This window comes from Microbacterium flavum (genome assembly GCF_018717645.1).
Classification (GTDB): Bacteria; Actinomycetota; Actinomycetes; order Actinomycetales; family Microbacteriaceae; genus Microbacterium; species Microbacterium flavum.
In genome coordinates this window covers 163221-188932 of sequence record NZ_JAFLHG010000005.1, presented here as the reverse complement: position 1 = coordinate 188932, position 25712 = coordinate 163221, and the positions used below count along the sequence as shown (strand labels likewise).

The 25712-nt window shown below is 67.7% G+C and carries 31 protein-coding genes; 8 read left to right on the top strand and 23 right to left on the bottom strand.

Annotation, left to right across the window (positions count from 1 at the left end):
• Window positions 1-12: 12 nt before the first annotated feature.
• From J0P97_RS07245 to cmtR, 13 genes are all read right to left on the bottom strand, one after another.
• Entirely contained in the window at window positions 13-294 is a 282-nt protein-coding gene (locus J0P97_RS07245) for a TFIIB-type zinc ribbon-containing protein (RefSeq protein ID WP_215487100.1), read from the bottom strand.
• Window positions 291-2009 carry a cytochrome c biogenesis protein ResB gene (resB, locus tag J0P97_RS07240; protein WP_215487099.1) on the bottom strand — a complete coding sequence of 573 codons (1719 nt, stop codon included), beginning with the start codon at window positions 2007-2009 and terminating at the stop codon, window positions 291-293. The genes J0P97_RS07245 and resB overlap by 4 nt, the downstream gene beginning before the upstream one ends.
• Entirely contained in the window at window positions 1990-2757 is a 768-nt protein-coding gene (locus J0P97_RS07235; protein WP_282836803.1) for a cytochrome c biogenesis CcdA family protein, read from the bottom strand. The genes resB and J0P97_RS07235 overlap by 20 nt, the downstream gene beginning before the upstream one ends.
• Entirely contained in the window at window positions 2754-3362 is a 609-nt protein-coding gene (locus tag J0P97_RS07230; RefSeq protein WP_215487098.1) for a TlpA family protein disulfide reductase, read from the bottom strand. Before J0P97_RS07230 ends, J0P97_RS07235 begins: the two co-directional genes overlap by 4 nt.
• A complete protein-coding gene (locus J0P97_RS07225) occupies window positions 3359-3694 on the bottom strand; it encodes a DUF6804 family protein (RefSeq protein ID WP_215487097.1) in 336 nt (111 codons plus the stop codon). The genes J0P97_RS07230 and J0P97_RS07225 overlap by 4 nt, the downstream gene beginning before the upstream one ends.
• Window positions 3691-4227: a signal peptidase II gene (locus J0P97_RS07220; protein WP_215487096.1), complete on the bottom strand. Its 537-nt coding sequence runs from the start codon at window positions 4225-4227 to the stop codon at window positions 3691-3693. The genes J0P97_RS07225 and J0P97_RS07220 overlap by 4 nt, the downstream gene beginning before the upstream one ends.
• Window positions 4217-4894 carry a copper resistance CopC family protein gene (locus J0P97_RS07215; RefSeq protein WP_215487095.1) on the bottom strand — a complete coding sequence of 226 codons (678 nt, stop codon included), beginning with the start codon at window positions 4892-4894 and terminating at the stop codon, window positions 4217-4219. The genes J0P97_RS07220 and J0P97_RS07215 overlap by 11 nt, the downstream gene beginning before the upstream one ends.
• Window positions 4887-5798, bottom strand: a complete 912-nt coding sequence (locus J0P97_RS07210; protein ID WP_215487094.1) for a cation diffusion facilitator family transporter — start codon at window positions 5796-5798, stop codon at window positions 4887-4889. The genes J0P97_RS07215 and J0P97_RS07210 overlap by 8 nt, the downstream gene beginning before the upstream one ends.
• Window positions 5799-5811: 13 nt before the next feature.
• On the bottom strand, window positions 5812-6831 hold the full coding sequence (locus tag J0P97_RS07205) for a flavin-containing monooxygenase (protein ID WP_215487160.1): 1020 nt from the start codon (window positions 6829-6831) through the stop codon (window positions 5812-5814).
• Complete coding sequence (locus tag J0P97_RS07200) at window positions 6831-7493, bottom strand: DsbA family protein (RefSeq protein ID WP_215487093.1); 663 nt, start codon at window positions 7491-7493, stop codon at window positions 6831-6833. Before J0P97_RS07200 ends, J0P97_RS07205 begins: the two co-directional genes overlap by 1 nt.
• Window positions 7494-7591: 98 nt before the next feature.
• Window positions 7592-8029 (bottom strand): hypothetical protein, encoded by a 438-nt coding sequence (locus J0P97_RS07195; RefSeq protein WP_215487092.1) that lies wholly within the window; start codon window positions 8027-8029, stop codon window positions 7592-7594.
• 24 nt (window positions 8030-8053) lie between these two features.
• Complete coding sequence (locus tag J0P97_RS07190; protein ID WP_215487091.1) at window positions 8054-10192, bottom strand: heavy metal translocating P-type ATPase; 2139 nt, start codon at window positions 10190-10192, stop codon at window positions 8054-8056.
• Window positions 10193-10232: 40 nt separating this feature from the next.
• A complete protein-coding gene (gene cmtR / locus J0P97_RS07185; RefSeq protein ID WP_282836805.1) occupies window positions 10233-10568 on the bottom strand; it encodes a Cd(II)/Pb(II)-sensing metalloregulatory transcriptional regulator CmtR in 336 nt (111 codons plus the stop codon).
• A 774-nt stretch (window positions 10569-11342) separates the two neighbouring features.
• Between cmtR and J0P97_RS07180 the strand changes: the two genes are divergently transcribed.
• A complete protein-coding gene (locus tag J0P97_RS07180) occupies window positions 11343-11576 on the top strand; it encodes a hypothetical protein (protein ID WP_215487090.1) in 234 nt (77 codons plus the stop codon).
• Window positions 11577-11633: 57 nt separating this feature from the next.
• Here J0P97_RS07180 and J0P97_RS07175 read toward each other — a convergent pair whose 3' ends face one another.
• The 3 genes from J0P97_RS07175 to J0P97_RS07165 form a co-directional block, all read right to left on the bottom strand.
• The gene (locus tag J0P97_RS07175) at window positions 11634-12305 is read right to left on the bottom strand and encodes an SAM-dependent methyltransferase (protein WP_215487089.1); all 672 of its coding nucleotides are present in this window, start codon (window positions 12303-12305) and stop codon (window positions 11634-11636) included.
• On the bottom strand, window positions 12302-13249 hold the full coding sequence (locus J0P97_RS07170; protein ID WP_246540008.1) for an NAD(P)/FAD-dependent oxidoreductase: 948 nt from the start codon (window positions 13247-13249) through the stop codon (window positions 12302-12304). The genes J0P97_RS07175 and J0P97_RS07170 overlap by 4 nt, the downstream gene beginning before the upstream one ends.
• 78 nt (window positions 13250-13327) lie before the next feature.
• The gene (locus J0P97_RS07165) at window positions 13328-13924 is read right to left on the bottom strand and encodes a helix-turn-helix domain-containing protein (RefSeq protein ID WP_215487087.1); all 597 of its coding nucleotides are present in this window, start codon (window positions 13922-13924) and stop codon (window positions 13328-13330) included.
• A gap of 89 nt (window positions 13925-14013) precedes the next feature.
• Between J0P97_RS07165 and J0P97_RS07160 the strand changes: the two genes are divergently transcribed.
• Both J0P97_RS07160 and J0P97_RS07155 read left to right on the top strand, forming a co-directional pair.
• Window positions 14014-15450 carry an MFS transporter gene (locus J0P97_RS07160; protein ID WP_215487086.1) on the top strand — a complete coding sequence of 479 codons (1437 nt, stop codon included), beginning with the start codon at window positions 14014-14016 and terminating at the stop codon, window positions 15448-15450.
• Window positions 15450-16589, top strand: a complete 1140-nt coding sequence (locus tag J0P97_RS07155; protein ID WP_215487085.1) for an alkene reductase — start codon at window positions 15450-15452, stop codon at window positions 16587-16589. Before J0P97_RS07160 ends, J0P97_RS07155 begins: the two co-directional genes overlap by 1 nt.
• A 430-nt stretch (window positions 16590-17019) precedes the next feature.
• Here J0P97_RS07155 and J0P97_RS07150 read toward each other — a convergent pair whose 3' ends face one another.
• The gene (locus J0P97_RS07150; protein WP_215487084.1) at window positions 17020-17478 is read right to left on the bottom strand and encodes a GNAT family N-acetyltransferase; all 459 of its coding nucleotides are present in this window, start codon (window positions 17476-17478) and stop codon (window positions 17020-17022) included.
• A 156-nt stretch (window positions 17479-17634) separates the two neighbouring features.
• Window positions 17635-18285, bottom strand: a complete 651-nt coding sequence (locus tag J0P97_RS07145; RefSeq protein ID WP_215487083.1) for a DUF4386 domain-containing protein — start codon at window positions 18283-18285, stop codon at window positions 17635-17637.
• A gap of 64 nt (window positions 18286-18349) precedes the next feature.
• Here J0P97_RS07145 and J0P97_RS07140 point away from each other — a divergent pair, with 64 nt between their 5' ends.
• Window positions 18350-19012 (top strand): TetR/AcrR family transcriptional regulator, encoded by a 663-nt coding sequence (locus J0P97_RS07140; RefSeq protein ID WP_215487082.1) that lies wholly within the window; start codon window positions 18350-18352, stop codon window positions 19010-19012.
• Between the two features lie 96 nt (window positions 19013-19108).
• Here the strand turns inward: J0P97_RS07140 and J0P97_RS07135 are convergent, their stop codons facing one another.
• Entirely contained in the window at window positions 19109-20146 is a 1038-nt protein-coding gene (locus J0P97_RS07135) for an LLM class flavin-dependent oxidoreductase (protein WP_215487081.1), read from the bottom strand.
• A gap of 10 nt (window positions 20147-20156) precedes the next feature.
• Entirely contained in the window at window positions 20157-20846 is a 690-nt protein-coding gene (locus J0P97_RS07130) for an NADPH-dependent F420 reductase (RefSeq protein ID WP_215487080.1), read from the bottom strand.
• Window positions 20847-20912: 66 nt separating this feature from the next.
• On the opposite strand from J0P97_RS07130, the gene J0P97_RS07125 reads away from it, so the two are divergent.
• Both J0P97_RS07125 and J0P97_RS07120 read left to right on the top strand, forming a co-directional pair.
• Window positions 20913-21314 (top strand): winged helix-turn-helix transcriptional regulator, encoded by a 402-nt coding sequence (locus J0P97_RS07125; protein ID WP_215487079.1) that lies wholly within the window; start codon window positions 20913-20915, stop codon window positions 21312-21314.
• 43 nt (window positions 21315-21357) lie between these two features.
• On the top strand, window positions 21358-22053 hold the full coding sequence (locus J0P97_RS07120; RefSeq protein WP_246539918.1) for an N-acetyltransferase: 696 nt from the start codon (window positions 21358-21360) through the stop codon (window positions 22051-22053).
• A 65-nt stretch (window positions 22054-22118) separates the two neighbouring features.
• Here the strand turns inward: J0P97_RS07120 and J0P97_RS07115 are convergent, their stop codons facing one another.
• The 3 genes from J0P97_RS07115 to J0P97_RS07105 form a co-directional block, all read right to left on the bottom strand.
• The gene (locus J0P97_RS07115) at window positions 22119-22673 is read right to left on the bottom strand and encodes a hypothetical protein (RefSeq protein WP_215487078.1); all 555 of its coding nucleotides are present in this window, start codon (window positions 22671-22673) and stop codon (window positions 22119-22121) included.
• A gap of 63 nt (window positions 22674-22736) precedes the next feature.
• Window positions 22737-23225, bottom strand: coding sequence for a DoxX family membrane protein (locus tag J0P97_RS07110; protein WP_308163486.1), 489 nt, complete (start codon window positions 23223-23225; stop codon window positions 22737-22739).
• A complete protein-coding gene (locus J0P97_RS07105) occupies window positions 23222-23680 on the bottom strand; it encodes a DM13 domain-containing protein (protein ID WP_215487077.1) in 459 nt (152 codons plus the stop codon). Before J0P97_RS07105 ends, J0P97_RS07110 begins: the two co-directional genes overlap by 4 nt.
• Before the next feature lie 172 nt (window positions 23681-23852).
• Here J0P97_RS07105 and J0P97_RS07100 point away from each other — a divergent pair, with 172 nt between their 5' ends.
• On the top strand, window positions 23853-24551 hold the full coding sequence (locus tag J0P97_RS07100) for a response regulator transcription factor (protein WP_215487076.1): 699 nt from the start codon (window positions 23853-23855) through the stop codon (window positions 24549-24551).
• Window positions 24545-25702, top strand: coding sequence for a sensor histidine kinase (locus tag J0P97_RS07095; RefSeq protein WP_246539917.1), 1158 nt, complete (start codon window positions 24545-24547; stop codon window positions 25700-25702). The genes J0P97_RS07100 and J0P97_RS07095 overlap by 7 nt, the downstream gene beginning before the upstream one ends.
• Window positions 25703-25712: the final 10 nt, after the last annotated feature.

Sequence of the window (25712 nt, the reverse complement as noted above, 5' to 3'; positions counted from 1 at the left end):
TCGGTTGAGTGATCAGAAGTCGAAGAGGTCGCCGAGGAAACCCTCCCGGCGGCGCTTCCCTCCTCGGACGTCCCTGGAATCGTCTCTGCCTCGGGAGGAGTCACCACGGCCGTGGTGGGAGTCGCGTGATGGTGGTGCGGGGTATCCGGGCGAGCGGGAGTCGGAGGTGCGGTCGATGATCTTGTCCAGTTCGCCGCGGTCCAGCCAGACGCCGCGGCATTGCGGGCAGTAGTCAATCTCGACACCGGAACGCTCGGTCACCACGAGCAGGGCATCGTCAATGGGACATTTCATCGGTTTTCTCCTTCGGGAGGGATGTGGCTTGTCGTGCCGGTCAGCGCGGCGGAATGAGTGTCCGCGATGTCGCGGACGGCTTTGTTCAGGGTTGGGTCCTCGCCGCGCGCGAGGCCGGCGTACTCGACCCGGACGCCCCCCGGGGTGGTGTGGGCTTTGATCCACACGCGGCGGCGGGGGACGAACATCCCGGCAATCAGTCCCAATGTGGCCAGGGTGGCGAAGGCGAGCACCCAGGTACCGGAGGGGTCGTTTTGGATCTGCAGCGACGCGAACCGTTTCACCGGTTCACCGACCACCGCTGTGTCGTCCTCCCAGGTGATCGTCCCCCACCCGTTGGGAAGGTCAGCGCTCGCGCCGGGGGTGAGCTCGAGCGACTCCGCGCCGGTGTCGGCGCCGGTGTGCTGGGTGAGCCCGTCGACATCGAGGGTGTAGACGGACCGGGGGGTGCCGTCATCGATCCCGAGGTCACCGCTGAACACGTTGAGAGTGAGCACCGGGTTAATCGCATCCGGGTACACCGACGTGTACGCGCCGGACGGCAGCACACCCTGAGTGGGGTAGAAAAATCCAACCAGACCGAGCTGCTCCGGCATCCCGTCCGGGATCTTGATGACCCCCAAGGAGGTCATGAATGAGTCCTGCGGCAGGAACGGCTGCGATTCGCTGTACACAACTTCCCCCTCCGGGTTCCGGATAGTGAGGGTGGGCGCGTACCCGTTTCCGAGCAGGTAGATCCGGTCACCTTCGACGGTGATCGGATAGTTGACGATGACGCTCTCGCTGCGGTCGTCCTGCCCGGGTTGGCGGATAGTCACATTGGCGGAGAAGTCCCCTGCTTGCCCCGCGCCGGGGGTACCGGGCAGCTGATAGGTGACCTCGAACTCGTCGAGGGTCATCGAGTACGGGGCGAGGCCGGTTCCGTCGACGAATCGGCCCGGGTTGAAGGAGGAGTAGTCGCTGAGGGCGTTGACGAACGTGGTGCCCTCCACCACGACCCGCTGCCCGGTGTAAGCGAACCCGCCGCCGATGCCGACGGAGACCAGCACCCCGATCAGAGCGATGTGGAAGACAAGGTTCCCGGTTTCTCGCAGGTAGCCGCGCTCCGCCGAGACGGATGCCCATCCGCGGCCGTCGTACCTGTGCACCCGGTAGCCAGCGCGGCGCAGTTGCCGCTCCGCGAGCTCAACGGCCTCTTCCGCCGCGTTCTGGGCCGCCGCCCCTGCGGATACGGTGACCTCCCGGTAGTCGGGGAGGCGAGAGAGGCGGGCGGGGGTGCGGGGCGGCTGTGACCGGAGGGCTTTGTAGTGGTGCTTTGCGCGGGGAATGACGCAGCCGATGAGGGAGGTGAACAGCAGCAGGTAGATCGCGGAGAACCAAGGCGATTGGTACACGTCGAACAACCCGATCGCGTCCGCGACGGGGAACACGTCCGGGTTATCGCGTTCCCATTGGATGACGCCGTTGGGGTCGGCGGTGCGCTGTGGGAACAGCGACCCCGGTACGGCGGCGATCGCAAGGAACAGCAGCAGCACCAGGGCGGTACGCATACTGGTCAGCTGCCGCCATGCCCACCTCCCCCAGCCCACGATGCCGAGCGCCGGGGAGGTCACGTCCGCGGCATTGTCACCGTCGTCGCTGTCGGCGTGGTCGCGGGGTCGGAGCGGGTCGACGGCCTCGTTCGCCTCGTCGGTCTCAGAGCGGGAGGGGGACATTGATCACCACCTGTTGCAGTGACGACATCAGCGCCGTCCACAGTCCGGTGACCATCAGCAGCCCGAGGAGGATGAGCATCACTCCGCCGATGATGTTCAGAGCGCGGATGTGGCGGCGCAGGAATGTCACGGACCGGGATGCCCATCCCCAGCCGGCAGCGAGGATCAGGAACGGGATCCCCAGGCCGAGAGAGTAGGCCAGGCCGAGGAGGCCGGCGCGAGCCGGGTCGCCCAGGTTCCACGACATGGAGATGATCGCCGCGAGGGTCGGGCCGATGCACGGCGTCCAGCCGACACCGAGCGCGAAGCCGAGCAACGGCGCGCCGATCAACCCCGCGCGACCTCGGATACGGGGGCGGAGGGTGCGTTGGGCGAGCCCGAACAGGCCGAGGAAAACCAGACCGAGAACGATGATGACAACCCCAAACACCCGGGTGAGGATGTTCGCGTACTGCAACAGCAGAAACCCGAAAGCGCCCCCAAGGATGGTGACCGCCACGAATACCACCGTGAAGCCGGCGATGAACAGGGCCACCCCCAGCAACAGCCGTGCACGCTCCGTCCGCACCGCGACCCCTGACCCGGTTCCGACTGTTCGGGTGTCGGTGGTGGTGCTGCCGAGGTAACCGAGGTAGCCGGGCACGAGTGGCAGCACGCACGGGGAGAGGAACGACACCAGCCCGGCAAGCACCGCCACCGGGACAGCCACCCACAGGGCTCCGTCGACGATCGCCGCCCCCGGGTTCACGGGGCATCCTCTACGAGGGTGTCGGCGACGAGGGTGGAGAGGATCGACGCGGCGGCCAGCTGTCCGATGATCCGGGCGGCGACTCTCCCGTCACGGTCGATGACGAGGGTGGTGGGGGTGGCTTGGATGGGGGTGAGCTGCGCGAACGCCAGTTTGACCCGCCCGTCGTTCACATCGATCACGCTCGGGTAGGTGATGTTGTTGTCGCGGGCGAAGGAGAGCGCGGTGGCGGGCTGGTCGTAGGTGTTCACCCCGAGGAACGCGACACCCTGGTCCTGATAGTCCTGCCACACCTCTTCCAGGAGCGGCGCTTCCACGATGCACGGCCCGCACGCGGCGTACCAGAAGTTCACCACCAGCACCCCGCCCCGGTAGTCGTCGCTGGTCACCCTGTCACCGGGCTCGGTGACACCCTCGAACACGACAGGATCACCCCGCTCAGCTTGCGGGATCTCCACGACCTGGAAATCGCCGGAGATGTAGCCCTTATCGGTGCCGTCGCGGTACTGCTGCGCGAGGGAGTCATCTGCTGCGCATCCGGTGAGCAACGTCGCCGCGAGGAGCAGGGCGACAGCAGTCCGGGTCCGGACTCTGCGGGTGGTCATGGGCGGCGCACTTTGATCAGCGCACCGGCGACGAGGAACACCACGGCTGCGACCGGTTGCGCGGCCGTCCAGACAGGCCCTGCGAATGGGAACGGGAATACCGGATTCCAGATCACCACGATCACCGCGAACACGGGCACCCACCACCACTGCCGCGCCTGCACGGCGAACCACGCCACGATCACGCCCAGGATGGCGGTCAGGAACAGCACCGCCAAAAACCAGTCGTTGCCGATGAGCGCGGGGGCAACGAACAGGGCGGCCGCAGCGAGCAGGCTCGGCGCGAACGCGTTGCGCTGGTAGGTCGGGGGGGTTCGTTGCTTCGCCATCATCGACCCGCCTCCACGGAGGTTGCCGGGGCCGTGGGATCGTCCGTTGCCGTTGTGTGGGTGCGGCGGTGACGGATCCACAGACTTCCGCCCAGGATTATCACGCCGGCGCCGAGAGCGACGTCGGCGAGGTTGCCGATGAACCAGTTGCCGTATGCGAGGAAGTCGGTGACATGGCCGCGGCCGAACGCGGGCGGGGCGAAAAGCCGGTCGATCAGGTTGCCGATCGCGCCGCCCAGGATCAGCCCGATCCCGACCGCCCAGCCGGTGGTGCGGGCGCGAGTGGCGGCGACGATGAGCACGGCGGTCGCGGCGACCCCCAGCAGGGTGAGCAGCCATGTCGCCCCGGACCCGAGGGAGAGGAGGGCTCCAGGGTTGAAAGCCAGCTGCAGGCCGAGCAGATCGCCCAGCAGCGGGATCCGCTCATCCTCAGTCAGCGTGGAAAACGCGGCCGCCTTGCTGGCCTGATCAATCAGCACCACTCCTGCTGCCGCGATGCAGGCGAGAGCGAACCTGCGTGCCTGGTCAGGACTCATCCGTCGAGTCCTTCCCGGCGGTCGTGTCCCGGGCGGCTCGCGCGGCGTCGGCTCGGTCGCGGCGTCGCCGTTCCCTGCCGACCATCAACACGATGACAAGGGCGCCCCCGAGGATGATCACTCCCCCGACCACGGCGACGATCGGGAAGGCGTCGCCGCCGCCGGAGGTCTCGCCTCCGTATCCGTTGTCAGCGGATGTTTCGGTCGCGGTCGGTGACGGTTGGGGAGTTTGCGGAGCCGTGCTTGGTGTGGCGGCGGGGCTGCTCGGGACGGCGGCGGTGGGTGCGACGGTGTAGGTGTATTCGCCGCTGATCGGGTGGCCGTCACTGGAGACGACCTTCCACCGGACCGTGAACATGCCTGCCGGCGGGTCCGGGGTGAGGTGCTGCGTGATGGAGGTGCCATCCTCTGCCGGTGCATCGGTGGCAATGTTTTGCCCATCTGAGGCGATCACCTCGACGGCGGCGGATTGCATTCCCGCGATGAGTTCACCGCTGAAGGAGAGAGTGATTTCCGCGGGCGATGAGGTGATGGTGGAGTCCGCTTGGGGATAGGAGGAGACCAGTTCGTCGTGTGCTTGGGCGGGGGCCGCCACAGCCAGGGTTAGTCCCGCTCCGAGGAGGAGGGTGGCCAGGGTGGTGATGAGTGAGCGGCGGGGATTACGCATGGGTGGTGTGTTCTCCGGGGTGGGATTGCGGTTCGATCTGGAACGTGGCGTGCTCGATGCTCACCGGGAAGTGGTCGGCGACACATTCCTGGAGTTCTTGCAGGAGCCGGGCGGACTGTTCCGGGGTGAGGGTGTCGTCGACGACGACGTGCGCGGTCAGAGTGGGGAGGTCCGTGGAGACTTGGGAGGCGTGCAGGTCGTGCACCGCGACCACCTGCGGGAGCTCGAGGATGTGTCGGCGTACCTCCGCCAGGTCAAGGCCGGGAGGGGTGGATTCGAGCAGGACGCTGCCGGATGCGCGGAGCAGGATGAAGGTGCGCGGGATGATCAGGAGAGCGATCAGGATGCCGGCGACCGCGTCTGCCTGGTACCAGCCGAGGGTGGCGATCAGGATGGCGCTGACGATGACGCCGACGGAGCCAAGTGCGTCATTGAACACCTCGAGGAACGCGGCGCGCATGTTCAGGTTGCGTGTGCGACCGCTCATCAGCACCAGCAGGGACGCGATGTTCGCGACCAGGCCGACGATCCCGAAGAACAACAGGCTGCCGGACGCGATCTCGGGCGGCTCAAATAGTCGCCGTATGCCCTCAACCAGCGCGAAGATCCCCACACCGAGGAGGAGGGCGGCCTGGGCGAGAGCGGCGAGCACTTCCGCACGCCGCAGCCCGAACGTGTACCGGTCAGACGGGGGCCGGTTCATCAGATGCGCGGCGGTGACCGCCATCGCGAGGCCGATCACGTCGGTCAGCATGTGCGCGGCGTCCACGAGCAGCGCGAGGCTGCCGGTGATGACTGCGCCGATGACTTCGATCACGAACACCGATGCGGTGATCGAGAACGCGATCAGCAATCTGTTCCGGGGGGTGGCCTCGCCCGTGTCGTGGCTGTGTCCAGCGCCCATGTTGGTCCCTCTCTTACGGCCGGTTGATGATATGGTGTGCGATCGCTGTCGCGTCCGCGGAGACCCCGGCGATGGTGTCGACACCGCTGCGGCTGTATTGCGGGAATCCCGCGACGAACAGGCCCGGTACGGGGGTCGTTGTGCGCCGCGGCCCACGGATGCGTGCCTCATCGGGGAGCCAGTCGTCTCCGGGGAGGTAGCCGGTCGCGAAGATCACCGAGCCCGGTGATGCCGTCGTCCCGTCCGCGAAGGTCACCGCACCGCCCCGCGCGTCGGTTACCCCGGGGACGACTCGCACCCCGACCTGTTGCAGCCGTTCGTAGCTGTCACCGAACACCGGCTCGGGACGAAAATCCCCGCCGAACAACGGCCGACGCCCGCCGGCGGCCAACGGGTAGCTCGCTAACGGCCGGTGCGCGCGGCGGGTACGCACCGCCACGGTCACTGTGTGGGAAGCGGCAAGTTCCCGTGCGATCTGCAAACCGCTGTTGCCGCCGCCGACGATCAGCACATCCCGGGTGGGAATCTGGCGGGGGTATTGGTAGCTGCTGGTATGGATCGCGACACCGGGGACGCTCAATGCGGTGGCCCATTCGGGAAGTCGGGGGTGGGCAGCAGCGCCCGTGGCGCAGACGATGTTGCGGGTCTGCACCTCACCCACGGTGGTGGACAGGTGCAGGGTGGTTCCGTCGCCACGTCGCTCGACCCCGGTGACGTGGATATTCCAGGCTGTTTCGACGCCGATCCCGGCCTCGACCACCTTGAGGTAGTCGACCATCTCATCCACCCGGGGGTGCAGCCGTTGATCCCCAGGATGCCGCCGAGTCGGGAGAGCGCTGTGTCGGGCGTCACTGAGCAGCACCATCGAGTGCCACCTTGACGACCAGCTACGCTGACCCGGAGCTGCCGCATCGATCACGACGAAATCCTGTTGCGGCCGCAGCCCTTCCGCGCTCAGCGCCGCGGCGACAGCAAGGCCTGATTGGCCGGCGCCAACGATGATCGCCCGGCGGCGCGCAAGACTGGCAGGCATCACGGGGCCGTGCTCAGCGCTTGTGTGATGGCGTCCTCGAGGTCGTTCCACTGCTGCAGCTCGAGCGGTTCGCCGTCGAGGAAGAACGTCGGGGTGCTGGAAACACCCAGCGCCTGACCCTCGTTGAGGTCCATCTCCACCCGTGCCAGCGTTTCCGGGTCCGCAATCGCCGCGTCGTAGGCAGCCATGTCCAGCCCGAGCTCTTCCGCGAATCCGCGGAACAAATCAGCACGGGATTCCTGCGACTCGCCCCACTCGGCCTGCGTCTCGAACAGCCGGTGATACATGTCCTCGAACCGGTCCTGCCCGGCAGCGGCCTCCGCAGCCAGGGCCGCGTTGGTGGAGTTGGTGTGACCGGGTAGCGGGAAGTAGCGGACGACATAGGTGATCTGCCCCGCGAACTTTTCCCGAATGTCTTCAACGATCGGGTAGAACGCCCCACACGCCTCACACTCGAAGTCGAGGAACTCCACCACCGTGACCGCACCCTCACCCCCGTCCTCCAAGACATGCGAGTTCGGTCGCACCACCGATGCGGGCTCCCCCTCCCCTCCCGGGGAAGGCGTCGAGCGTTGATTGACAAGGACATAGATGACCGCCGCCAGGATCAAGGCGACGACAACAGCGACAGTGATCAACGTCACTTTCACAGGGGTTTTCATGGAGGCACTCCGAACGGTCACGACACGTGGGCATAAGAGAAATCTCCCCGGCAGGCGCCGGAGAAGGTCACCACCACAGACGGGTGGCGTGCCAGGTGTCAGGTTCGGGAAATGCTCAACTGTGTCAGGGTGAACGCCGCAGCGCGGGGCGGTGCTGGCGCGGGCAACAGCGCTCTCAGCAGCGGCAGCAGTCCTCGTTCTGGCTGTGGCCGCCAGGTGCGATGCACCCACCGGGTCACCACGACCAGCAGCAGCCCACACAACACCCCAAGCACACACACCGCGACGCCCAGCAGTGCGGGACTCGTCGTTCCCTGATCGATCACCGGAGTACCAGCAGCAAGGGGCGCGATGTGCGCGTCCACATGCTCCGTGACGGACGACGCGGTCGGTGCGGCTGCCTCAGGCTCGGTGTGAGTCGCCATCCACGCGCCGACGATCAGCAGCAGCGCGAGAGCCACGCTCGTAATGATCCTCGTTATCAGCAGACGCTCGCTCAGAATCACAGCATCCTGTGTTCGAGCGGCCGAAATCATCCTTCGCAGTCTACCGTCCACGGATCAGCGGGTTGCGGTGCCCAGATTCAGGCCACCGTCAGCGCGGGCTGAGGTGTGACGGGAGTGGACATGGGTGCGGGCGAGGGCGGGGCGGCGGGCAGCGCGGACACCGTTGGCGATGACGATCAATTCGGCGATCTCGTGAACCAAGACCACCCCGGCCAGGCCCAGCATCCCGAACAAGGCGAGAGGGAACAGGACGACGATGATCGCCAAGGCGAGGGCGATGTTGGCGGTCATGATCCGTCGGCCGCGTCTGGCATGAGCAAGCGCGGCGGGGATGAGTCGGAGGTCGTGGCCGGTGAAGGCGACGTCGGCGGATTCGATCGCCGCCGCGGACCCTTTCACGCCCATCGCGATTCCGACCGTGGCCGTGGCCAAAGCGGGGGCGTCGTTGATGCCATCGCCGACCATTGCCGTGGGCCGTGTGGCGACCAGGGCGGTGATCGCGTCGGCCTTGTCTCTCGGCAGCTGTTCGGCTTGCACGTCGGTGATTCCGGCCTCGCGGGCGATCGCGCGGGCGGTGCGGGCGTTGTCGCCAGTGAGCATGACCGTGTCAATGCCCTGCGCGTGCAGCATCCGAACGGTCTCCGCCGATTCCGGGCGCAACTCGTCGCGCACTCCGACCAGGCCGGCGAACCTCCCGTCAACCTCCACGACCACAACCGTCATTCCCTGCCCGGCCATGTGCTCCGCGATGTCGCTCTGCTCGCTGACGTCCAACCAACGTGCGTTGCCGACACGCACGGTGCGACCACCGACTCGGCCCGTAATTCCATGCCCCGCGTCCTCCAGCACATCCACCGCGGCCGGAGCACTGGGCGCGGCCGCCGTGATGGCCATGGCGAGGGGGTGCGTGCTGGTCGCTTCGACTGCCGCCGCCCAGGCCAGCAATTCCTCGCGGGTGACGCCCGGCGCCGGGTGTACCTCGACGACGACGGGCTGGTTTCGGGTGAGGGTGCCGGTCTTGTCCAAAGCGATGGCGCGGATAGTGCCGAGTTGCTCGAACGCCTCGCCCGACTTGATGATGACACCGAATTTGGACGCGGCACCGATGGCGCTGATCACCGTCACCGGGACAGCGATCGCCAGAGCGCAGGGGGACGCGGCGACCAGAACGACGAGAGCACGTTCCGTCCACGTCCCGGGGTCCCCGATCAAGAAACCGAACAACACGATTGCGGCGGCCGCAATCAGCACCGCAGGAACGAGAGGCCTCGCGATCCGGTCAGCAAGCCGCGCCCGGTTGCCTTTTCGTGCGTGTGCCTGCTCCACGAGCGCGACGATCTGCGTCAAGGAATTGTCACGGCCGTCGGCGCTCGCCTCGATCCGCAAGGTCGCTGCCCCGTTCACGGAACCGGCTGCCACTAGTTCTCCCGGGGCGACGTCGACGGGGATGGATTCGCCCGTTACCGCGGACGTGTCCAGACTCGACCGTCCCTCCACGACCACACCGTCGGTGGCGACGCGTTCGCCCGCGCCGACCACGAGGATGTCGAGCTCCCGAACATCCGCAGCAGGTATCGTGACATCGCCGTTCAACCGTGACACTCGTACCGTGTCGGGGATCAGCGACAGAAGCGCGCGCAGACCTTCTCTCGCACGATCCATAGCGCGGTCCTCGAGGGCCTCGGCGAGGGAGAACAGGAACGCGAGCGTCGCGGCCTCACCGACGTGACCGAGTAGCACCGCTCCTATCGCGGCGATCATCATTAACAGCCCGACACCGAGGCGACCGCGCAGCAGCCGGCGGACTGCGCCAGGAACGAACGTGTAGGCACCCGCCAGGAGCGCCACCCACTGCAGCACCAGCGCGGGAACGGAGAGCCCGGACCACTCGAAAACGTACCCGGCAAGAAGGAAAACACCGGAAAGGACTGAGGGGAGCAGTGCAGGATCCCGCCACCACGGCGGCCGCACCTCCGGCTCCTGTCCCGCGGTACCGGTCACCGTCGACGAGACACTCGGACCACAGCACGCGTCCCCGTCCTCGACGTGCAAGGGCGTTGCGTCAACGGCCAGTGCGGCGGGCTCGCCCGGCGAGCAGTAAGAATCCGAGGCTACCCGAGGTGCAGACAACTCGATTCGCCGTACCGTGCCGACCTTAAGGGGCTCGTCCGGACCGCAGCACTCCTCGCTCATCCCGCCCACTCCGTCCGCTCGAAGACCGATGCCCCGCCGGTTATGCGCAGCACTCGCACGCGTCGTCAACGCAGGGGACACCCTGATCGACAGCAACCACAGCCTCGAGTAGATCGCGCATCCCTCGGGTCAGATGAGGATCGGAGATCTCGTATCGCGTGCGGCGCCCCTCGGGTGTTGCCACCACCAGGCCACACCCTCGAAGGCAGGTCAAGTGATTGGAAACGTTGGTGCGAGTCAACTCCAAGTCCCGAGAAAGCTCAGCCGGATACCCAGGCCCGTCCAGTAAGGACAGCAGGATCCGTGAACGCGTCGGATCGGCCATCGCCCGACCCAGCCGGTTCATCACATCAAGACGAGAAGCAAGAGTCAGCACATGATGACTATACAGCCCGGGATGACCTATTGAGAATCTCCGTTGGTCGACGTGCCTTCGACTGAGCTCGCCCCTATCGCTCTTTGAGCCGCAATCTCCTGGCTAGGAACCCCGCCAGCCCTCCGAAAAGAAGGCAAACGACAGCGATCGGCACCGCGACCTTCCACCAGACATTGCCGGTGAGCAGATTCGCCAGGAGCACCAACAAACACAACGCGTTGAACGTGAAGGCAAAAAGGACGAATCGAGTGGATGACCAGCGTTCACGCTCGGCCGGAGGTTTGACAGCAGAAGGCACGACGATCCATTCACCGGAGAAGATGCTCCGAGAATACAAGTAGCAAACACATGCCACTCGAAAAATGATCAGTCCAGATTCCTCCTGCGGCAGGGGCCATCAATCGCCCTGTTCCTCGCCGTGTGCGCTGGCGCCTCCCAAGGTCCGCCAGGCGGCCTGTCTCAGGAAAGTGTCACGACAAGGATGCCGCGCAACCCTCAGAAGTGTCCTTCCGGCGCGACACCTAGTGTCATCGAGTAGCGATACCGACACTTCCTGTCGGAACCGCGTTCTCGTTGCACTTGGGGTCCGTTCGTTGCACTTGGCATCGCTGACCTTGCACTGAATGCAGCGAAACGCCGACGCGGCTCCGACCGCTGCGCCCCCTCAACGGGAGCATCAGCACCAGGCACGCAGCGTTGCGCGCCCGGTGGGAGGCGAGGGCCGACCCGCGGCTCGTTGCCGTCATCGACCGCGCGCTCGACGATCGCAGGGACATGCCCACCAGCACTCGACGCCACTGCGCGCTGTTGGTACGCCGAACTCTGGAAAGCATGTATCCGGGCGACGCTGTCGGTGCCGTCAAGGACGGCACGTTGCAGGGCTACATCAACGAGCGCGACGCCGGACGATACAGCTTTGCCAAGGCCACTGTCGCGTACGCAGCCAACCTGGCACCCGACAGCATCTCCGGCACGTTCTTCGACGTGAACGGACCAGTGGGCTGGTGACTGAGGCGGCGCCTCACAGATGGTGCGCCCATCGTGCGGCTCGCCCTATATCCGAGGCTAGAGGGGAGTGGAGCTCGGCCCCCGATGCGCGTCGTCGATGCAACGGGCGACTATGAGGTTGTCCGTGACGCGTGCTGTTTCGCCATCGGGACCGGTCGCGATCCGTTCGCGGGCGGTCAGCAGCAGGGGCTCCCAATCGTCGCCGAGGCCGAATGTGGCGTAGGTCTGTTCCGGCGCGGGGTATCGGGTGTCGGGGTGCGCCCATGACCAGGGAGCGGTCGAGGCGTGGTCCACGACGATGAGGGTGCCGCCGAGGCTCATGAGGCCACCAGCGCGACGGAGGATGCCGGGACGGCCGATGTCGACGGGCGTGTGGAGGTAGCACGCGTAGATGAGGTCGAACGGCGCCGGCGGCATACTGCGAGCCAGGTCATGACGGACCGCATGGAGGTTTCCGGAGAGCCCGAGAGCGTTCGCGAGCTCGCTCAATCGCGCGACGGCGGTGGCGGAGATGTCGGCGGCGGTGACCTGCCATCCTTGTCCGGCGAGCCAGATTGCGTCCCCGCCTGAGCCGGCGCCGAGTTCGAGTGCTCGGCCTGGGCGGATGTCCAGCGTGTCGAGGAGGTGGACGAGGGCATCGTTCGGTCGAGGCGGCGTGCTGGCCGGTGACGATGTTCCTCGTGCGTAGTGGTTCTCCCAGAACGCTTCGTTCGATGGCGTGGCGTTCACTGTGCACTCCTGGCGAGGACCCGTGCGATGTCGTCGAGCACGAGGTCGTGGTTGATGGCGCCGCCGGCCAGTGCCCCGGCCCCGATGGAGATGGGCACGTTGGCGGCGGGGTTGACGACGTTCCCTGCCGCCCAGACGCCGTCGATGCTGGTTCGCCCTGTCGCGTCGACCTGGACGAAGGCGCCCACCGGGTTCTCGACGATGGCGGCGCCGAGAGAGCGGAGGGTGCGATCGGCCGGTGCGAGAGTGGGGATGGTGAAGATCGCGTCCAGCTCGATGCGCCGCCCGCCGTCCAGCTGGACGCCGACAAGACGGCTGTCCTCGGCAAGTACGCACTCGACCGGCCCGACAGCGACTTGGATGCCGCGGGCGGCGAAGCCCGCTGCTTCCTCTCCGACGGGTGCTGCGCTGGTGTGGGTGACGTAGATGATCGATTCCGACCACTGGCGAAGCAGCTGGGCCTGCATGACGCTGGCAGGGCCGGTGGCGAGGATGCCGATGCGTGCGTCCTTGACTTCGTATGCATCGCAGTACGGGCACGTGGCGACCCCGCGGCCCCACAGGTCACCCAGGCCGGGGATATCCGGGAGGTCGTCGCTGGACCCCGTGGCGACCAGTAGCCGACGGGCAAGAACCGTCCCCTCGGCATCAGGGTCCGCGCCGGACTCATCGAGCGTGAGGGAAAAACCATCCGTAATGTGCTCGACGGTGCTGACGGTGGCGTGCCGGATGACGCCCCCATAGGACTCCACCTCCGCGCGCCCATCAGCCAGCAGCTGCGCAGGCGAGGTGCCGTCACGCCCCAGCACCGCGTGCATCGCATCCGTGAACCGGTTGCGCGGCTCGCCGGCATCGATCACGAGCACCCTTCTTCGTGCCCTGCCGAGCATCAAGGCCCCGCTGAGACCTGCAGGCCCGCCACCGACGACGACGACATCCCACATCTGTGCACTCATGCCTGCAAGGTTGCAGGCGCGGGAACAGAACCGCAAGCAGACTTGCGACCATCGCAACTATTCCGCTTAGGAATCGCGAATGTGGATCTGCTCACCCTGCGGGCTGAACAGGCTGAGGATGTCGGCCGGTGCGTCTGTGGCGTTGGTGATGCTGTGCGGCTGGCGCGTGTCGAACTCCGCCGCCTCGCCTTCCGTCAGCGTGGTCACCTCGCCGCCGAGCGTCAGGTCGACCGAGCCATTGAGCACGTAGAACCATTCGTAGCCGCCGTGCGAAGCGAGCTTGACGTCCCGGCCGACGCGTTTGGCGGGGAGGACCACTTTGAACGCTTGCACCGGCGCACCATCTCGAGTCAGCGGAAGGTATATCCACCCGTTCCGCCGGATCGGCTTGGGATGGATGCGAGGGTCTCCGGTGGGCGGAGCACCGACCAACTCGTCCAGTGCCACGCGATAGATCCGCGCCAAAGGGATCAGCACGTCGAGCGTCGGACGACGAAGACCGGACTCCAGCCGTGACAGCGTGCTGGTCGACAGGCCCGTCGCATCCGCGACATCCGACAGCTTCAAGCCTCGCCGGTTGCGCAGCTCCCGCAGTCGAGGCCCGACGGCGTCGAGCATCGTGTCCACGATCGTATGCGCAGGGGCGGTCTCGTTGCGTTTCATTTGCATATTCCGCAAGTGTAGTTGCAAGTAGCGCCATTGGCCACGGAAGGTTGAGGAACCGTCCAGTGCACGCTTGGAAAGGCTCCTGCATGACCTCCCTACCTCCCGCCACTGTCAACTCGGCGGAGTCGCCCTCGTCCTCGAGTTCGTCGACTCGACGCTGGCTTGCTCTGGCAGCGATCACGATCGCGGCACTCATGGTGGTGCTGGACGCCTCGGTGATCAACATCGCCCTGCCACGGATGCAGCAGGCCCTGGGACTGAGCGACGCCGCCAGAAGCTGGGCGGTGACCGCCTACGCGGTCACCTTCGGCGGGTTCCTCCTGCTGGGCGGCCGGATCGCGGATTATGTCGGACGCAAGCGGGTGCTGATGGTCTCTTTGAGCGGATTCGCGGTGGCCTCGCTCATTGGTGGGCTGGCGACAGGGCCGGAGATGCTGATCGCCGCGCGCGTTTTGCAGGGCGTCTTCGCCGCGGCCCTCGCCCCGGCGGCCCTGTCCTTGGTCGCCGTCACCTTCACCGAACCGCGAGAGCGCGCCCGCGCGTTCGCGATCTTCGCCGCGACCCAGGGCAGTGGCGGTGCGATCGGCCTGCTCCTAGGCGGAGCATTGACCGAGACACTCGGATGGCGATGGTCACTGTTCATCAACGTCCCGATCGCCCTGATCGCCCTCGCTCTCGGCCTGCCGACGATCATCCGCTCCCGACCTCGAGGCGGCGGACGTCATGACATTCCCGGCGCCGTACTCGCCACATTCGGGTCCGCGGCGTTGGTGGCAGCGTTCAGCGTCGATTCCGAACCCAACGGCTGGTCCTCGCCGGCCCCGTATGCGCTCCTGACGGTATCGGCGCTTCTCATCGGCCTGTTCGTGTGGCGTCAGCACCGAGCAGCCAACCCGCTCCTGCCGGGCCGGATCGTCGCGAACCGCACCCGAGGCGGCGCCTACCTCATGGGAGCGTTCATGGCCGCCGGCATGTTCGGAATGTTCCTCCTCCTGCCGTACTACCTCCAAGACCACCTCAGCTACAGCCCGCTCGTGACCGGGCTCGTGATTCTGCCGTTCAGCGCCGCACTCGTGGCAGCGTCCCTCCTCGTCCCACGGCTTCTGCGACGCCTCAGCCCCAAGACGGTCCTCGTCGCCGGCATCGGCATCGCCACCCTCGCGATGGCAGGGCTGGCAACCGTGATCACCCTGCCCGACGCCGTCGCCGGAATCCTGATCGTCACCACGATCATGGGAGCCGGAATCGGCCTGGTATTCACCCCGCTCAACAGCAGCGTCGTCACCGACGTGGGAGCCGACGACGTCGGCGTGGCCAGCGCGATGTTCAGCGTCAGCCAGCAGATCGGAGGCGCCGTCGGCGTCGCCCTCCTCAACGGCATCTACCTCTTGAGCGTGACATCCACGAACGGCGTCTCCGCCGAAGGACTGCGACTCACCTTCCTCGTGGCGACCGCCCTCTACGCGATCTCCGCCGTGATCGCGGTCACCGTCATCCCCACGAAGCGAAAGGCCACCCTCTGATGGCGTCTCCCACCGACCCCGCAGCCCGCCCTTCCGGCCCCAAAGGAACGCACGGAACGAGCAAACTCTGGACGCCGACACGGCTCGGTGACATCCAGGTCGACAACCGTCTCGCGATGTCGCCGATGACTCGACGCCGCGCGGATGCCGATGGACAGCCCAACGCACGGATGGCCACCTACTACGCACAGCGAGCCTCCTTCGGATTGATCGTGACCGAAGGCACCTACCCCAGCGTCGAAGGGCGTGCTTATCCGAATCAACCTGGCATCCTTGCCTCGCACGCGCCCGGCTGGGCACACGTCACCGACACGATGCACCAGGCCGGCGGCCGGATCGCGATGCAGTTGATGCACGCCGGCCGACTCACCCACCCCGACATCACAGGTGTCGAAGACGTCGTCGCACCCTCCGCGATCGGTTTCGAGGCCGACGCCGAACACGCTCACGCGGCCGCACGCAACCCTGTGCCACGCGCAGCGACGAAGGCCGACCTCGAACAGATCATCCACGCTCACGTGACGGCGGCCCAGCGTGCGATCGCGGCCGGTTTCGACGGTATCGAACTCCACAGCGCCAACGGCTACCTGCTCCAGCAGTTCCTCTCGCCCGCCACCAACCAGCGCACCGACACATACGGAGGCAGCCCGGCAGGGCGGGCACGATTTATCATCGAACTCGTTGAAGCCATCGCCGGCACCGTCGGAGCCGGCCGGGTAGGACTTCGCCTCTCACCAGGGGCGAACATCCAAGGCGCTGACGAGAACGACCCCCGCGACCTCATCGCGACCTACACAGCGCTCGGGCACGCCCTCCGCCCCCTGAGCCTGGCCTACGTCAGCATCATCCACCCCGACATCCCCGGTGAGCTCGTGCAACATATCCGACACGAATTCAGCGCCCCACTTATCGCGAACACAGGCTTCGGCGCAGTAACAAGCCGAGACGAGGCTCTGCGCCTCATCGACACCGGCGCGGCGGACCTGGTCGCAATCGGCCGACCCGCGATCGCCAACCCAGACCTCCCGGCACGGTGGACCGCCGACGCGCCCGAAGCCCTGCCTGACCCGGCAACCTTCTACACCGGCGAAAGGGGGTACACCGACTACCCGACGATGAGCGCGCCTGGCGATGACTAAGTCGTGGAGGGGTACGACGGGGCGTTTCGCGCGATCATCCACGATGGCTTCGGGCGCCTGTCGCGCGTCAGACTATGTGGCAGGGGTAGTTGGTTGCTGAGGCAACGCCCCTTTCGAAAGGTCTGAATCATGAGTCGTCCCCCGACGATCCCGGCGGAGAAGAAGCTCTGCATCGTGTTGTCCGTGCTGCAGGGTTGAGCACCTCGGTGAGGGCTCGGATGGTGCGAGCGGCGCGCTTGAGCTTGTGGCGGATGGTGCGGGACTTCTTGGTCGCATCGGGCATGCAGCGCCGACTCGCGGCGGTCGCGTCCGCGTGAAACGGTCGATACTGCCCCGATGGAGGGTCGGGACACTCGGTGATCGCGCGGGGCGTCCTCTACGCGATGTTCCGCTTCCAGCCGGCACCGTCGGCGGCCGCGGCCTCTGCCGGTCAGGACGCGGCGAGCGAACGCGACCAGGCTACTTCGCAACCCAGCTGCCCGGTCTGCTGGAACAGTCGCACCTGATGCGTGTCAGCCAGCGCCTCAGCAAGCTCGTCACGATCAGCGGACTCGAACCCCAAGGTCTGCCAGAACGAACCCGACCGGCGACTGAACAGCCACGCCCTCATCGCGCCCTCCTCAACCGCCCGCTCAAGCGCGTATCGCGCAAGAGCACTGCCTCGGGCACGTGAGCGCTGCATCGGACTGACCGCCACGCTCCGTATCAACGCGTGGCGACCATCACCGCTGATCTCGTACCCGGTGCTGCCCACGATCGCGCCGCTCTCGTCACGCTCGATCCACAGTCGCACGCTCGGCGCGTCCAGACCGCTCAGCGTGAGGTCGACCTCACTCAAGAACCCCGTTAAGGCCTCGATGTCGGCCACCCGGCACTGCTCAAACTCCACACCACAAGTCGACCATCCGAGCCTGGTCTCGACTTGATGAAGACATATGGGCACCAGCTGACCTGGGCCCGACGTCGCTCGGACGGCCGCGGGAAAGTGTCACGACAAAGACGCCCCGATCGCACCCGGAGCTCCCGCCAGACGTGACATCCAGTGTCATCTCCCGGCGTTCCCGACACTTCCTGTCGGGATCGCGTCCTCGTCGGCCGCTACAGTAGCGCGATGCCGCACGCCGACCACGATCAGACGGATCGCGAACCAGATCTCGAACCCGAAGATCGGCAGCGCGGCGACCGCCGCGACGGGGCCGTTGAGCGGGATCACCGCCCAGAGCTGCCCGAGATCACTGAGGAACACGACCGTTCCGCCCGCCACCGCGAGTCCGGCCAGCGCTCGCGGGACGGCATGCGATGTCCACAGCAGTGATCCGAGGATGACCGTGTTGACCGCGATCACCAGCCCCTGCCCTACCAGGAAGGCGGCCGTGTGCACCGACGTGGCGGCGCCCGTCGGTGCGGGGGAATCGAGGATCGCACCCACGAGCGGCAGCGCGCCGGCGAGGATCACGGAAGCCTCGATGGCCCGCAGGCTCAGGAACGCCGCAGCCCGGGCCGAACCAGACTCGGCGAGGAGGGTCCACAGAATCACGCCCGTCGCGGCGCAGGCGGCCGCGAGCACGAACTCCAGCGTGACGCCGAGCGCGATCGCCCCGGCCGCGTACGCGGCGACCGCGCCGATGGATGTCACGTGGGTGACGAGATACAGGATGCCGGCGCTGCGCGCACGGGTCCGCGAGAGGGAGTCCATGTCGAGTCCTTTCGGTATACGCCGTACACCGACGCGCCGCCGAGCCTAGGTGTACGGTGTATACATGTCAACTCCTCGGCCGCGCCTCGATCGAGACCGCGTCGTCGCGGCGGCCATCGACCTCGCCGACATGCGGGGGTTCGACGCGGCGAGCATGCGCGCGGTGGCCGAGAGCCTCGGCGTCACGCCCATGGCGCTGTACAACCACGTCGCCGATCGGTCGCAGCTGATCGACGAGATGCTCGACCGTGTCCTCGCCGATACCCCGCCCACCGCGCCGAACGGTGACTGGCGCCGCGACGTCCGCGATCGGATCCTCGCCACACGCGCCGCGATCCGCCGCCATGGCTGGGCTCGCGAGGCGATCGAGACTCGCGAGCGAGCGACGCCGCGCGTGCTCGCACACATGGATGCCCTGATAGATGCCATGTTCGCCGGAGGCCTGTCGGCCGACCTCGTCCACCACGCGATGCACGCGCTCAGCACGCGCATGTGGGGGTTCACGCGCGACGTGCTGCCGACGCCGAGCCTGCCAGACGACTCCGACGCGCGTGCCGCCGCCGTCGCCGGCTACGCAGCGGAATACCCCGCGATCATCCGGATGGCGACGACCGCCCCCGGCGCCGGCACCACCTGCGACGAGGATGCGGAGTTCGACTTCGCCCTCGATCTGCTGCTCGACGGCATCGAGCGGCTCCACCGCGAGGGATGGCATTCGCGGCGGTGACGGCCGGTCCGGAGCGCGGGCGGGACGGCTCGGCCGGGAGATCCACGAGGACACCCACCGCGGCCGGGACGTGCCCCCGCAGCCTCGCGCCCGCCGTCAACCCTTCCGTGCGAGCAGGCGCGCCACGCGCGGCCCCACCTCGGTGGCCAGCAGCGTCAGCGACTCGAGGAAGTGCTCCTGAGGGAGCCCGCCGATGTCCATCTGCAGGAAGTGCCGCATGTGTCCCATGTAGCCGTGCAGGTGGACGATCCGCTCGGCGACGTCGTCGGGGTCGCCGATGTAATACGCCCCCGGCGCGTGCGCCTGGGCGAAGAAGGCGTCGTCGTCCGGCGCCGGCCATCCCCGCAGTTCACCCATCTTCACGTTCATGCGCCGCCACCCCTCGTGGAACCTCTCCAGGGCCTCCGCCTTGGTCGGCGCGACCAGACCCAGCGCCGCGACGGACACTTTGATGTTCTCCCCCGTGTGCCCTGCCTGCTGCGCGGTGCGACGGTAGAGGTCGGCCAGCGGAGCGAAGCGGTGCGGCGCTCCCCCGATGATCCCGTAGCTGACCGGCAGGCCCAATCGGCCCGCGCGGACGCTCGAGGGTGCGCTGCCGCCCGTGCCCACCCACAGCGGCAGCGACCCGTTCACGGGCCGCGGCACCACCGTCAGATCATCCAGGCCCGGCCGCGTCGTTCCCGACCAGGTGACGCGCTCATCGGCGTTGACCCGCATGAGGAGGTCGAGCTTCTCCTCGAAGAGTCGTTCGTAGTCGCGGAGGTCGTACCCGAACAGCGGGTAGGACTCCACCGACGACCCCCGGCCCGCGGTGATCTCCACGCGCCCCCCGGAGACGGCGTCGGCCGTGGCGAACTGCTGGAACACCCGCACCGGATCGTCGGTGCTGATCACGCTCACCCCGGAGCCGAGCCGGATCTGCTTCGTCGCCCCCGCCGCGGCGGCGATCATCGCCCCCGGCGATGACGCCGGCATCTCGAGCGTGTGATGCTCTCCCACTGCGAAGTAGTCCAGTCCTGCCTCGTCGGCCGTGACGATCGCGTCGAGGAGGTTCTTGATGGCCTCCGCCGTGGGCCTCAGGGATCCGTCGGGGTTCTGCTGGGTGTCGCCGAAGCTGTATGCGCCGAGTTCCATGGTGTATCTCTCAGTTCTGTCGTTCGAGGGTGGAGTCGAGGTGGAGGGCGAGCTCATGGCGGAGCTGGTCCGTCGAGAACGCCCCGGAGAAGATGCGGGTTCCCGGTTCGAAGGCTCGTCCCGTGGCGAGCGGACCGGAGCGCACGGCGTCGAAGCCGAAGCGGTCGATCACGGGGAGCACCACCGCGGCGGCGTCGTCGTCATCGCTCGCGACGGCGAGAGCGCGCCGGCCCGGCGTCCCCGCCGGCGCCGCGTGGTCTTCGAGGTCGTGGTAGCCGATGTGGTTGAGCGTCCGCACGAGCCGGGCACCCGCCAGATGACCGCGGACCACCTCGGTGCTCGAGACACCGCTGTCCGCGAAGTCGGCGATGACGCCGTCCACGGGCGGCCAGTAGTTCATCGCGTCGATCACGATCTTCCCGTCGAGGGATGCCGCGTCGACGGTCCGGAACTTGCCCAACGGAACGGCGACGACGACGAGGTCGGCGTCTCTCACGGCATCCGCTGCGGTCATCGCCCGCGCGCCCGGGATCACGATCTCCGCCAGCAGCGCGATGTCCTCGGCGGCGCCGGATCCGGCGACCCGCACCTCGTACCCGGCACTCACCGCCGTCCGTGCCACTGCCGACCCGACCCGACCCACGCCGAGGACCGCGATCGATCGGACGCCGTCGTACGGCATCGCCTCTTCAGAAATCATGCTCCTAGTCTTCGCCGTGCGGCAGCGCGACGCCAATGGCACATTACTGAGTTACTATTGGTAACCATGACGACATCCGAGGCCCCCCACTCCGCGCACGCGCACCGCGAACAGGTCGACTCGATCGACGATGAGACGTGTCGCGTCTTCCAGGAGGCGGCGGAGTTCGCCGGGAAGAAATGGACGGCGGCCATCCTGCTCTCCCTCGCCCGAGGCGCGACCCGCTTCTCCCAGATCGTCGACACCGTGGAGGGGATCTCCCCGCGCCTCCTGAGCGTGCGACTCCGTGAACTCGAAGCACGCCGCCTCATCGTGCGCGAGGTCATCCCGACGACTCCGGTCCAGGTGACCTACCGTCTGGCACCGTCGGGAAGCGACCTCATCCGCATCCTCAACCCTCTCGTCCAGTGGGCGTGGCAGCATTCGGCGCCGGAGTCGGCACGGCCGGGCGCTGACGAGCCGCGCTGACGGGCTACGGGACAGGAGCCGTCGTCAGGGCGAAAATCGACGTATGTCGCGACGCAAGGACGGAAGACCCCGGTCAGCGCCGTCGCTGGCGCATCGGGCAAGCCAGACGCACCCCGGACCCTCTGCAGCTGAACGTGCATCCCTGTCGCTCGTCGATCCGCGGCGCATCGTCCCAGCCGACCTGAAGACCGACGAGTTCTTCCTGCGGCCGATCGCGGCTGCCGATGCGGCCCGCGATCATGCCGCGGTGATGGAGACGCGGGTCGACCTGCGTGTCTGGGAGCAGTCGTCGTGGCCTGCCGAGGATTTCACGGTCGAGGCGAACCGCGCAGACCTCGCGGACCTCGAGCAGCGCCACGCGGACCGACGCGCCTTCACGTACACGGTGCTCGACCCGACGGGCCTCGAATGTCTGGGGTGCGTCTACATCGTTCCCACGAGCGCGACCTTCCTGAGGGGAGCCACCGTCTCTCCCGTCAGCGCGGATGTGCGATGGGCGGATGTCGAGGCCGTCGTGTACTTCTGGGTACGAGAGTCGCGGATCTCGTCGGACATGGACGTCCGGCTTCTGGCGGCGGTCCGAGTGTGGATGGATGAGGTCTGGGCGCTCGAGCGGACCGTGTTCGTCGCGAACGAACAGTACGCGCGGCAGGTTCGACTGCTCGAGAGCGCGGGATTTTCGGTGGAGTTCGCGTTGGACGAGCCGGGCAAACCCGGGACCTACCTCGCATTCGGGTGAGCTGCGCCCCGGCCCGCGTCGTGGACGCAGACGAACAGGACGGTGGGGTTTTCCGTCAACGCATCTCACCCCTGCTGCAGCGCCCCGCGTCCCGCGATCGCGCCCCACGCTCCGGCGGCCAGCAGCACGGGTGCCGCGACGATGCCGCACCAGAAGCTGCGGGCGACCGGCGACGCGTCGACGAGCGCCGCGACCACCGCCGCGGCGCTCAGGACGACGCCCACGACCGCGAGGATCGGCTGGCCGAACACCCAGGCCAGCGGGAGGAAGTGGATGCCGACGATCGCGAGGATCAGCGGCGCGATCAGATCGGCCCTGCCGGCGGCGTTCGCCCAGATCGACAGGCCGATCATGAGGGCGACCTCGACCCAGAACACGATGATGTAGGTGAGAAACGGCGCGCCCTTCGTATCGAAGGCCGAGCCGGCGCCCCAGTGGCGCACGACGAGCGGCACGCAGAGCGCGACGAGCACCGCGCTGGCGACCGAAAGGATGCCGAGGACGACGCGCCACGGCATGCCCGGCGGCTGCTCCTGCGCCCACCCCGCCCAGACGAACGCCGCGGCGCCGAAGATCGCGCCGATCATCACGAGGTCTCGGGGGTGGGAGAGGTCGATCATGCACGAACCTTACGACGCGGCGGCGTCGGGCGGCAGAGCGGCGCCGCCGCGTCCCGGCACCGGTCACAGCCATCGGCGGACGGCGGCGGACGGCTCTCGGCGCGCACGCCGCAGCACGAATTCGGTCAGCGAGACCCGCGACGCTGCGCGCGAGAAGGTCGCCACCACGACCGACAGGCCCATCATGATCGGATACTGGGTGATCAGCTGGTCGGCGAACCAGTAATTGATGAGCTCCGCCGCCGAGGCCAGCGCCACCGGCAGGGTGAACACGCCGAGCACCAGCAGCACGCCGAGGCCGAACTCGATGAGCGGCACGACCACGCCGAACAGCTCGGGGAACGCGCCGAGCGCGTTCTGCGTGAAGAAGGCGTAGAAATCCGGGACACGCGGGTTCCGGCCGGTCGAGGAGACGACGAGCAGGATGTCGGCGCGGCCGAAGCCGGCCTGCCATTTCAGGACCGCCTCGGTGATCCAGAGCGCGCCGAGCCCCACGCGGGCGAGGGTGGCCAGAACCACCCCCGCCGCGCGCGCGGTCTGCCCCGGTGTCACGACGACAGCGGCGCTGCGCCGAAGACCGCGAGGGCCTTGTCGCAGTGCACGACGAGGTAGGTGTAGTCGGCGGCATCCACGCCGGCGGGCAGGGTGAAGGTCTGCGACGCGGCATCCCACTTCACGCCCGCGATCTCGGTGCCGGCGGTGACGTCGGCCTCGCTCGTCCCCTTCGCCAGGTAGAGGTGCAGGTCGGGGCCTTCATCCGACGAGAAGTCGCTCAGGGTGATGGTGTCGCCCAAGATCGTGACCGTGCCGGCGACGTTCTTGCCGTTCTCGCCCGCGAATGTTCCGGTCACGGACATCATGGCCGCTTCGGACGCGCTCATGGTCGGCATGGGCGACATGGACGCGTCGGCGCCCGAGCCCGAGCCGGCCGGAGAGCTGCAGCCGGCGAGAGCCGCGGTGAGCAGGAGTGCGGCAGAAGTGGAGGCCAGGAGGGTCTTGGTGCGCATGAGGGTTCCGTTCGTCGTGATCTGGGTCGGATGCCACGTGGTGCGGCACCTCTGCCAGTGAAGCCACCCCCGCGCCCGCCGCTGTCGAAAGGGTCAGCCGCGTAATCGGTTCTTACAGAGCCGTAAGATCCCCGCGGCGCTCCCTTCCGCACCGCGGCTTAGGCTCAGATCCATGCAGCAGGGAGCACGGGTCATGGTCGTCGAGGATGACGCGACCGTGCGCACCGTGATCGCCGATCATCTGCGCGCCGCGGGATGCCGCGTGACGCAGCACCCCGACGGTCAGGACGCGCTCACCCAGATCCAGCAGCAGCTGCCCGACCTGCTCATCGTCGACCGGATGATGCCGGTGCTGGGCGGCGACGAGCTCTGCCGGGCCGTGCGCGCGTTCTCGGATGTGCCGATCATCATGCTCACCGCGCTCGACGGGGTCGACCACCGCATCGACGGCCTCGAGCGCGGCGCCGACGACTACCTGTCGAAGCCCTTCTCGCTGCGCGAGCTGCAATTGCGGGTGAACGCACTCCTGCGTCGCGCCGCGTCACCCGGGCCTCTGGGCGAGTTCGTCGCCGGGCGGTTCCGCGTCGATCCCGCCCATCGCCGGGTCTGGGTGGACGGTCGCGAGGTGACGCTCACCACGCGGGAGTACGAGCTCTTCCTCTACCTGGTGCGTCGGCCCGACGAGGTGGTCAGCCGCGAGGAGATCCTGCGCGAGGTATGGCGATGGGGGTTCGGGGATGCCTCCACCGTGACCGTGCACGTGCGCCGGCTGCGCGAGAAGATCGAGCCCGACCCGCGCATCCCCTGCTATCTGCGCACGGAGTGGGGGGCCGGCTACCGCCTGCGGGTCGCGGACGGCGGCGCATGCTGAGCCTGACGCCCGAGGCGATGCTGCTGATCGCCGTGACCACCGTGGCCGTCACCGGGGCGGTGACCGGTGTGACGGTGCTCGCGCTGCGTCTTCTGCGCCGACGCAGTGCGGCCGCGCGGATGACACTGGTGCTGGTCGGCGCGGTCGCCTCCATCGCGGCGTCCACACTCGCGATCGGCTGGGAGATGTACCTGTCCGCGCACGACCTCGCCGTGCTCACCGCGGTGATCGGGATCTCGGCCCTGCTGAGCACCCTGGCGGCGTGGTTCCTCATCCGCGCGACGGTGCGCTCCAGCGTCGCGCGGATCGTGCAGGTCACGCGTCGCGTGGGCAACGGGGACGTGCTCGCCGAGGCATCCTCGACCGGGGGGCCGGAGGTGGACGCCGTGACGACCGAGCTCGCCGAGACCTCGCGCCGGCTGGCGGAAGCGCGCGCGCAGGTCTCCGAGCTCGACCGTGCGCGACAGCAGTTCTTCGCGTGGATCTCGCACGATCTGCGCACGCCCCTGGCCGGGATGCGGGCGATGGCCGAGTCGCTGGAGGAGGGCACCGCGCCCGACCCGGAGGAGTACGTGCGCCTCATCCGCACGAAGGTCGACACCGTCACCCAGATGGTCGATGACCTCTTCCAGCTCTCCAAGCTCCAGACGGGCACATTCGAGCTGCATCCGGAGTCGGTGGATCTGCTCGACCTCGTCAGCGATTCCGTCGCCGACGTGCAGCTGATCGCCGCCGCACGGGGCGTGACGCTCGCCCCTGACGGCGTCGCCGGCCACACGGTGTGGGCCGACCCGCGCGAGCTCACCCGGGCCATCGGCAACCTCCTGGCCAACAGCATCCGCCACGCCCCGCGAGACAGCGAGGTGCTCATCCGCGCCGACATGCTCGACGACGGTCGGCTGGTGCTCAGCGTCATCGACCAGGGTCCGGGGGTGACCGCCGAGGACTTCGGGCGCATGTTCGACGTGGGGTGGCGTGCGGATGCCGCGCGCGGCGGCAGCCCGGATGAGTCCGCCTCCGCGCACGCGGGTCTCGGGCTCGCGATCGTGCGCGGAATCGTCGAGGCGCACGGCGGGGTCGTGCGCGCCGCGCACACCGCGGCCGGCTTCCAGCTCGACCTCGTCCTCCCCGCGCCGAGCCGCGTCTCCTGACGAGGCGCGC

Coding starts and splice junctions, on each gene's coding strand:
- J0P97_RS07140 (WP_215487082.1), top strand. CDS start 18,350: ATGTCAACTCCTCGGCCGCGCCTCGATCGAGACCGCGTCGTCGCGGCG.
- J0P97_RS07195 (WP_215487092.1), bottom strand. CDS start 8,029: ATGATTTCGGCCGCTCGAACACAGGATGCTGTGATTCTGAGCGAGCGT.
- J0P97_RS07160 (WP_215487086.1), top strand. CDS start 14,014: ATGACCTCCCTACCTCCCGCCACTGTCAACTCGGCGGAGTCGCCCTCG.
- J0P97_RS07180 (WP_215487090.1), top strand. CDS start 11,343: ATGCCCACCAGCACTCGACGCCACTGCGCGCTGTTGGTACGCCGAACT.
- J0P97_RS07200 (WP_215487093.1), bottom strand. CDS start 7,493: ATGAAAACCCCTGTGAAAGTGACGTTGATCACTGTCGCTGTTGTCGTC.
- resB (WP_215487099.1), bottom strand. CDS start 2,009: ATGTCCCCCTCCCGCTCTGAGACCGACGAGGCGAACGAGGCCGTCGAC.
- J0P97_RS07215 (WP_215487095.1), bottom strand. CDS start 4,894: ATGCGTAATCCCCGCCGCTCACTCATCACCACCCTGGCCACCCTCCTC.
- J0P97_RS07225 (WP_215487097.1), bottom strand. CDS start 3,694: ATGATGGCGAAGCAACGAACCCCCCCGACCTACCAGCGCAACGCGTTC.
- J0P97_RS07205 (WP_215487160.1), bottom strand. CDS start 6,831: ATGCCTGCCAGTCTTGCGCGCCGCCGGGCGATCATCGTTGGCGCCGGC.
- J0P97_RS07190 (WP_215487091.1), bottom strand. CDS start 10,192: ATGAGCGAGGAGTGCTGCGGTCCGGACGAGCCCCTTAAGGTCGGCACG.
- J0P97_RS07120 (WP_246539918.1), top strand. CDS start 21,358: ATGTCGCGACGCAAGGACGGAAGACCCCGGTCAGCGCCGTCGCTGGCG.
- J0P97_RS07130 (WP_215487080.1), bottom strand. CDS start 20,846: ATGATTTCTGAAGAGGCGATGCCGTACGACGGCGTCCGATCGATCGCG.
- J0P97_RS07165 (WP_215487087.1), bottom strand. CDS start 13,924: ATGAAACGCAACGAGACCGCCCCTGCGCATACGATCGTGGACACGATG.
- J0P97_RS07220 (WP_215487096.1), bottom strand. CDS start 4,227: ATGAGTCCTGACCAGGCACGCAGGTTCGCTCTCGCCTGCATCGCGGCA.
- J0P97_RS07155 (WP_215487085.1), top strand. CDS start 15,450: ATGGCGTCTCCCACCGACCCCGCAGCCCGCCCTTCCGGCCCCAAAGGA.
- J0P97_RS07170 (WP_246540008.1), bottom strand. CDS start 13,249: ATGTGGGATGTCGTCGTCGTCGGTGGCGGGCCTGCAGGTCTCAGCGGG.
- J0P97_RS07230 (WP_215487098.1), bottom strand. CDS start 3,362: ATGACCACCCGCAGAGTCCGGACCCGGACTGCTGTCGCCCTGCTCCTC.
- J0P97_RS07125 (WP_215487079.1), top strand. CDS start 20,913: ATGACGACATCCGAGGCCCCCCACTCCGCGCACGCGCACCGCGAACAG.
- J0P97_RS07095 (WP_246539917.1), top strand. CDS start 24,545: ATGCTGAGCCTGACGCCCGAGGCGATGCTGCTGATCGCCGTGACCACC.
- J0P97_RS07145 (WP_215487083.1), bottom strand. CDS start 18,285: ATGGACTCCCTCTCGCGGACCCGTGCGCGCAGCGCCGGCATCCTGTAT.
- J0P97_RS07115 (WP_215487078.1), bottom strand. CDS start 22,673: ATGATCGACCTCTCCCACCCCCGAGACCTCGTGATGATCGGCGCGATC.
- J0P97_RS07135 (WP_215487081.1), bottom strand. CDS start 20,146: ATGGAACTCGGCGCATACAGCTTCGGCGACACCCAGCAGAACCCCGAC.
- J0P97_RS07105 (WP_215487077.1), bottom strand. CDS start 23,680: ATGCGCACCAAGACCCTCCTGGCCTCCACTTCTGCCGCACTCCTGCTC.
- J0P97_RS07100 (WP_215487076.1), top strand. CDS start 23,853: ATGCAGCAGGGAGCACGGGTCATGGTCGTCGAGGATGACGCGACCGTG.
- J0P97_RS07210 (WP_215487094.1), bottom strand. CDS start 5,798: ATGGGCGCTGGACACAGCCACGACACGGGCGAGGCCACCCCCCGGAAC.
- J0P97_RS07245 (WP_215487100.1), bottom strand. CDS start 294: ATGAAATGTCCCATTGACGATGCCCTGCTCGTGGTGACCGAGCGTTCC.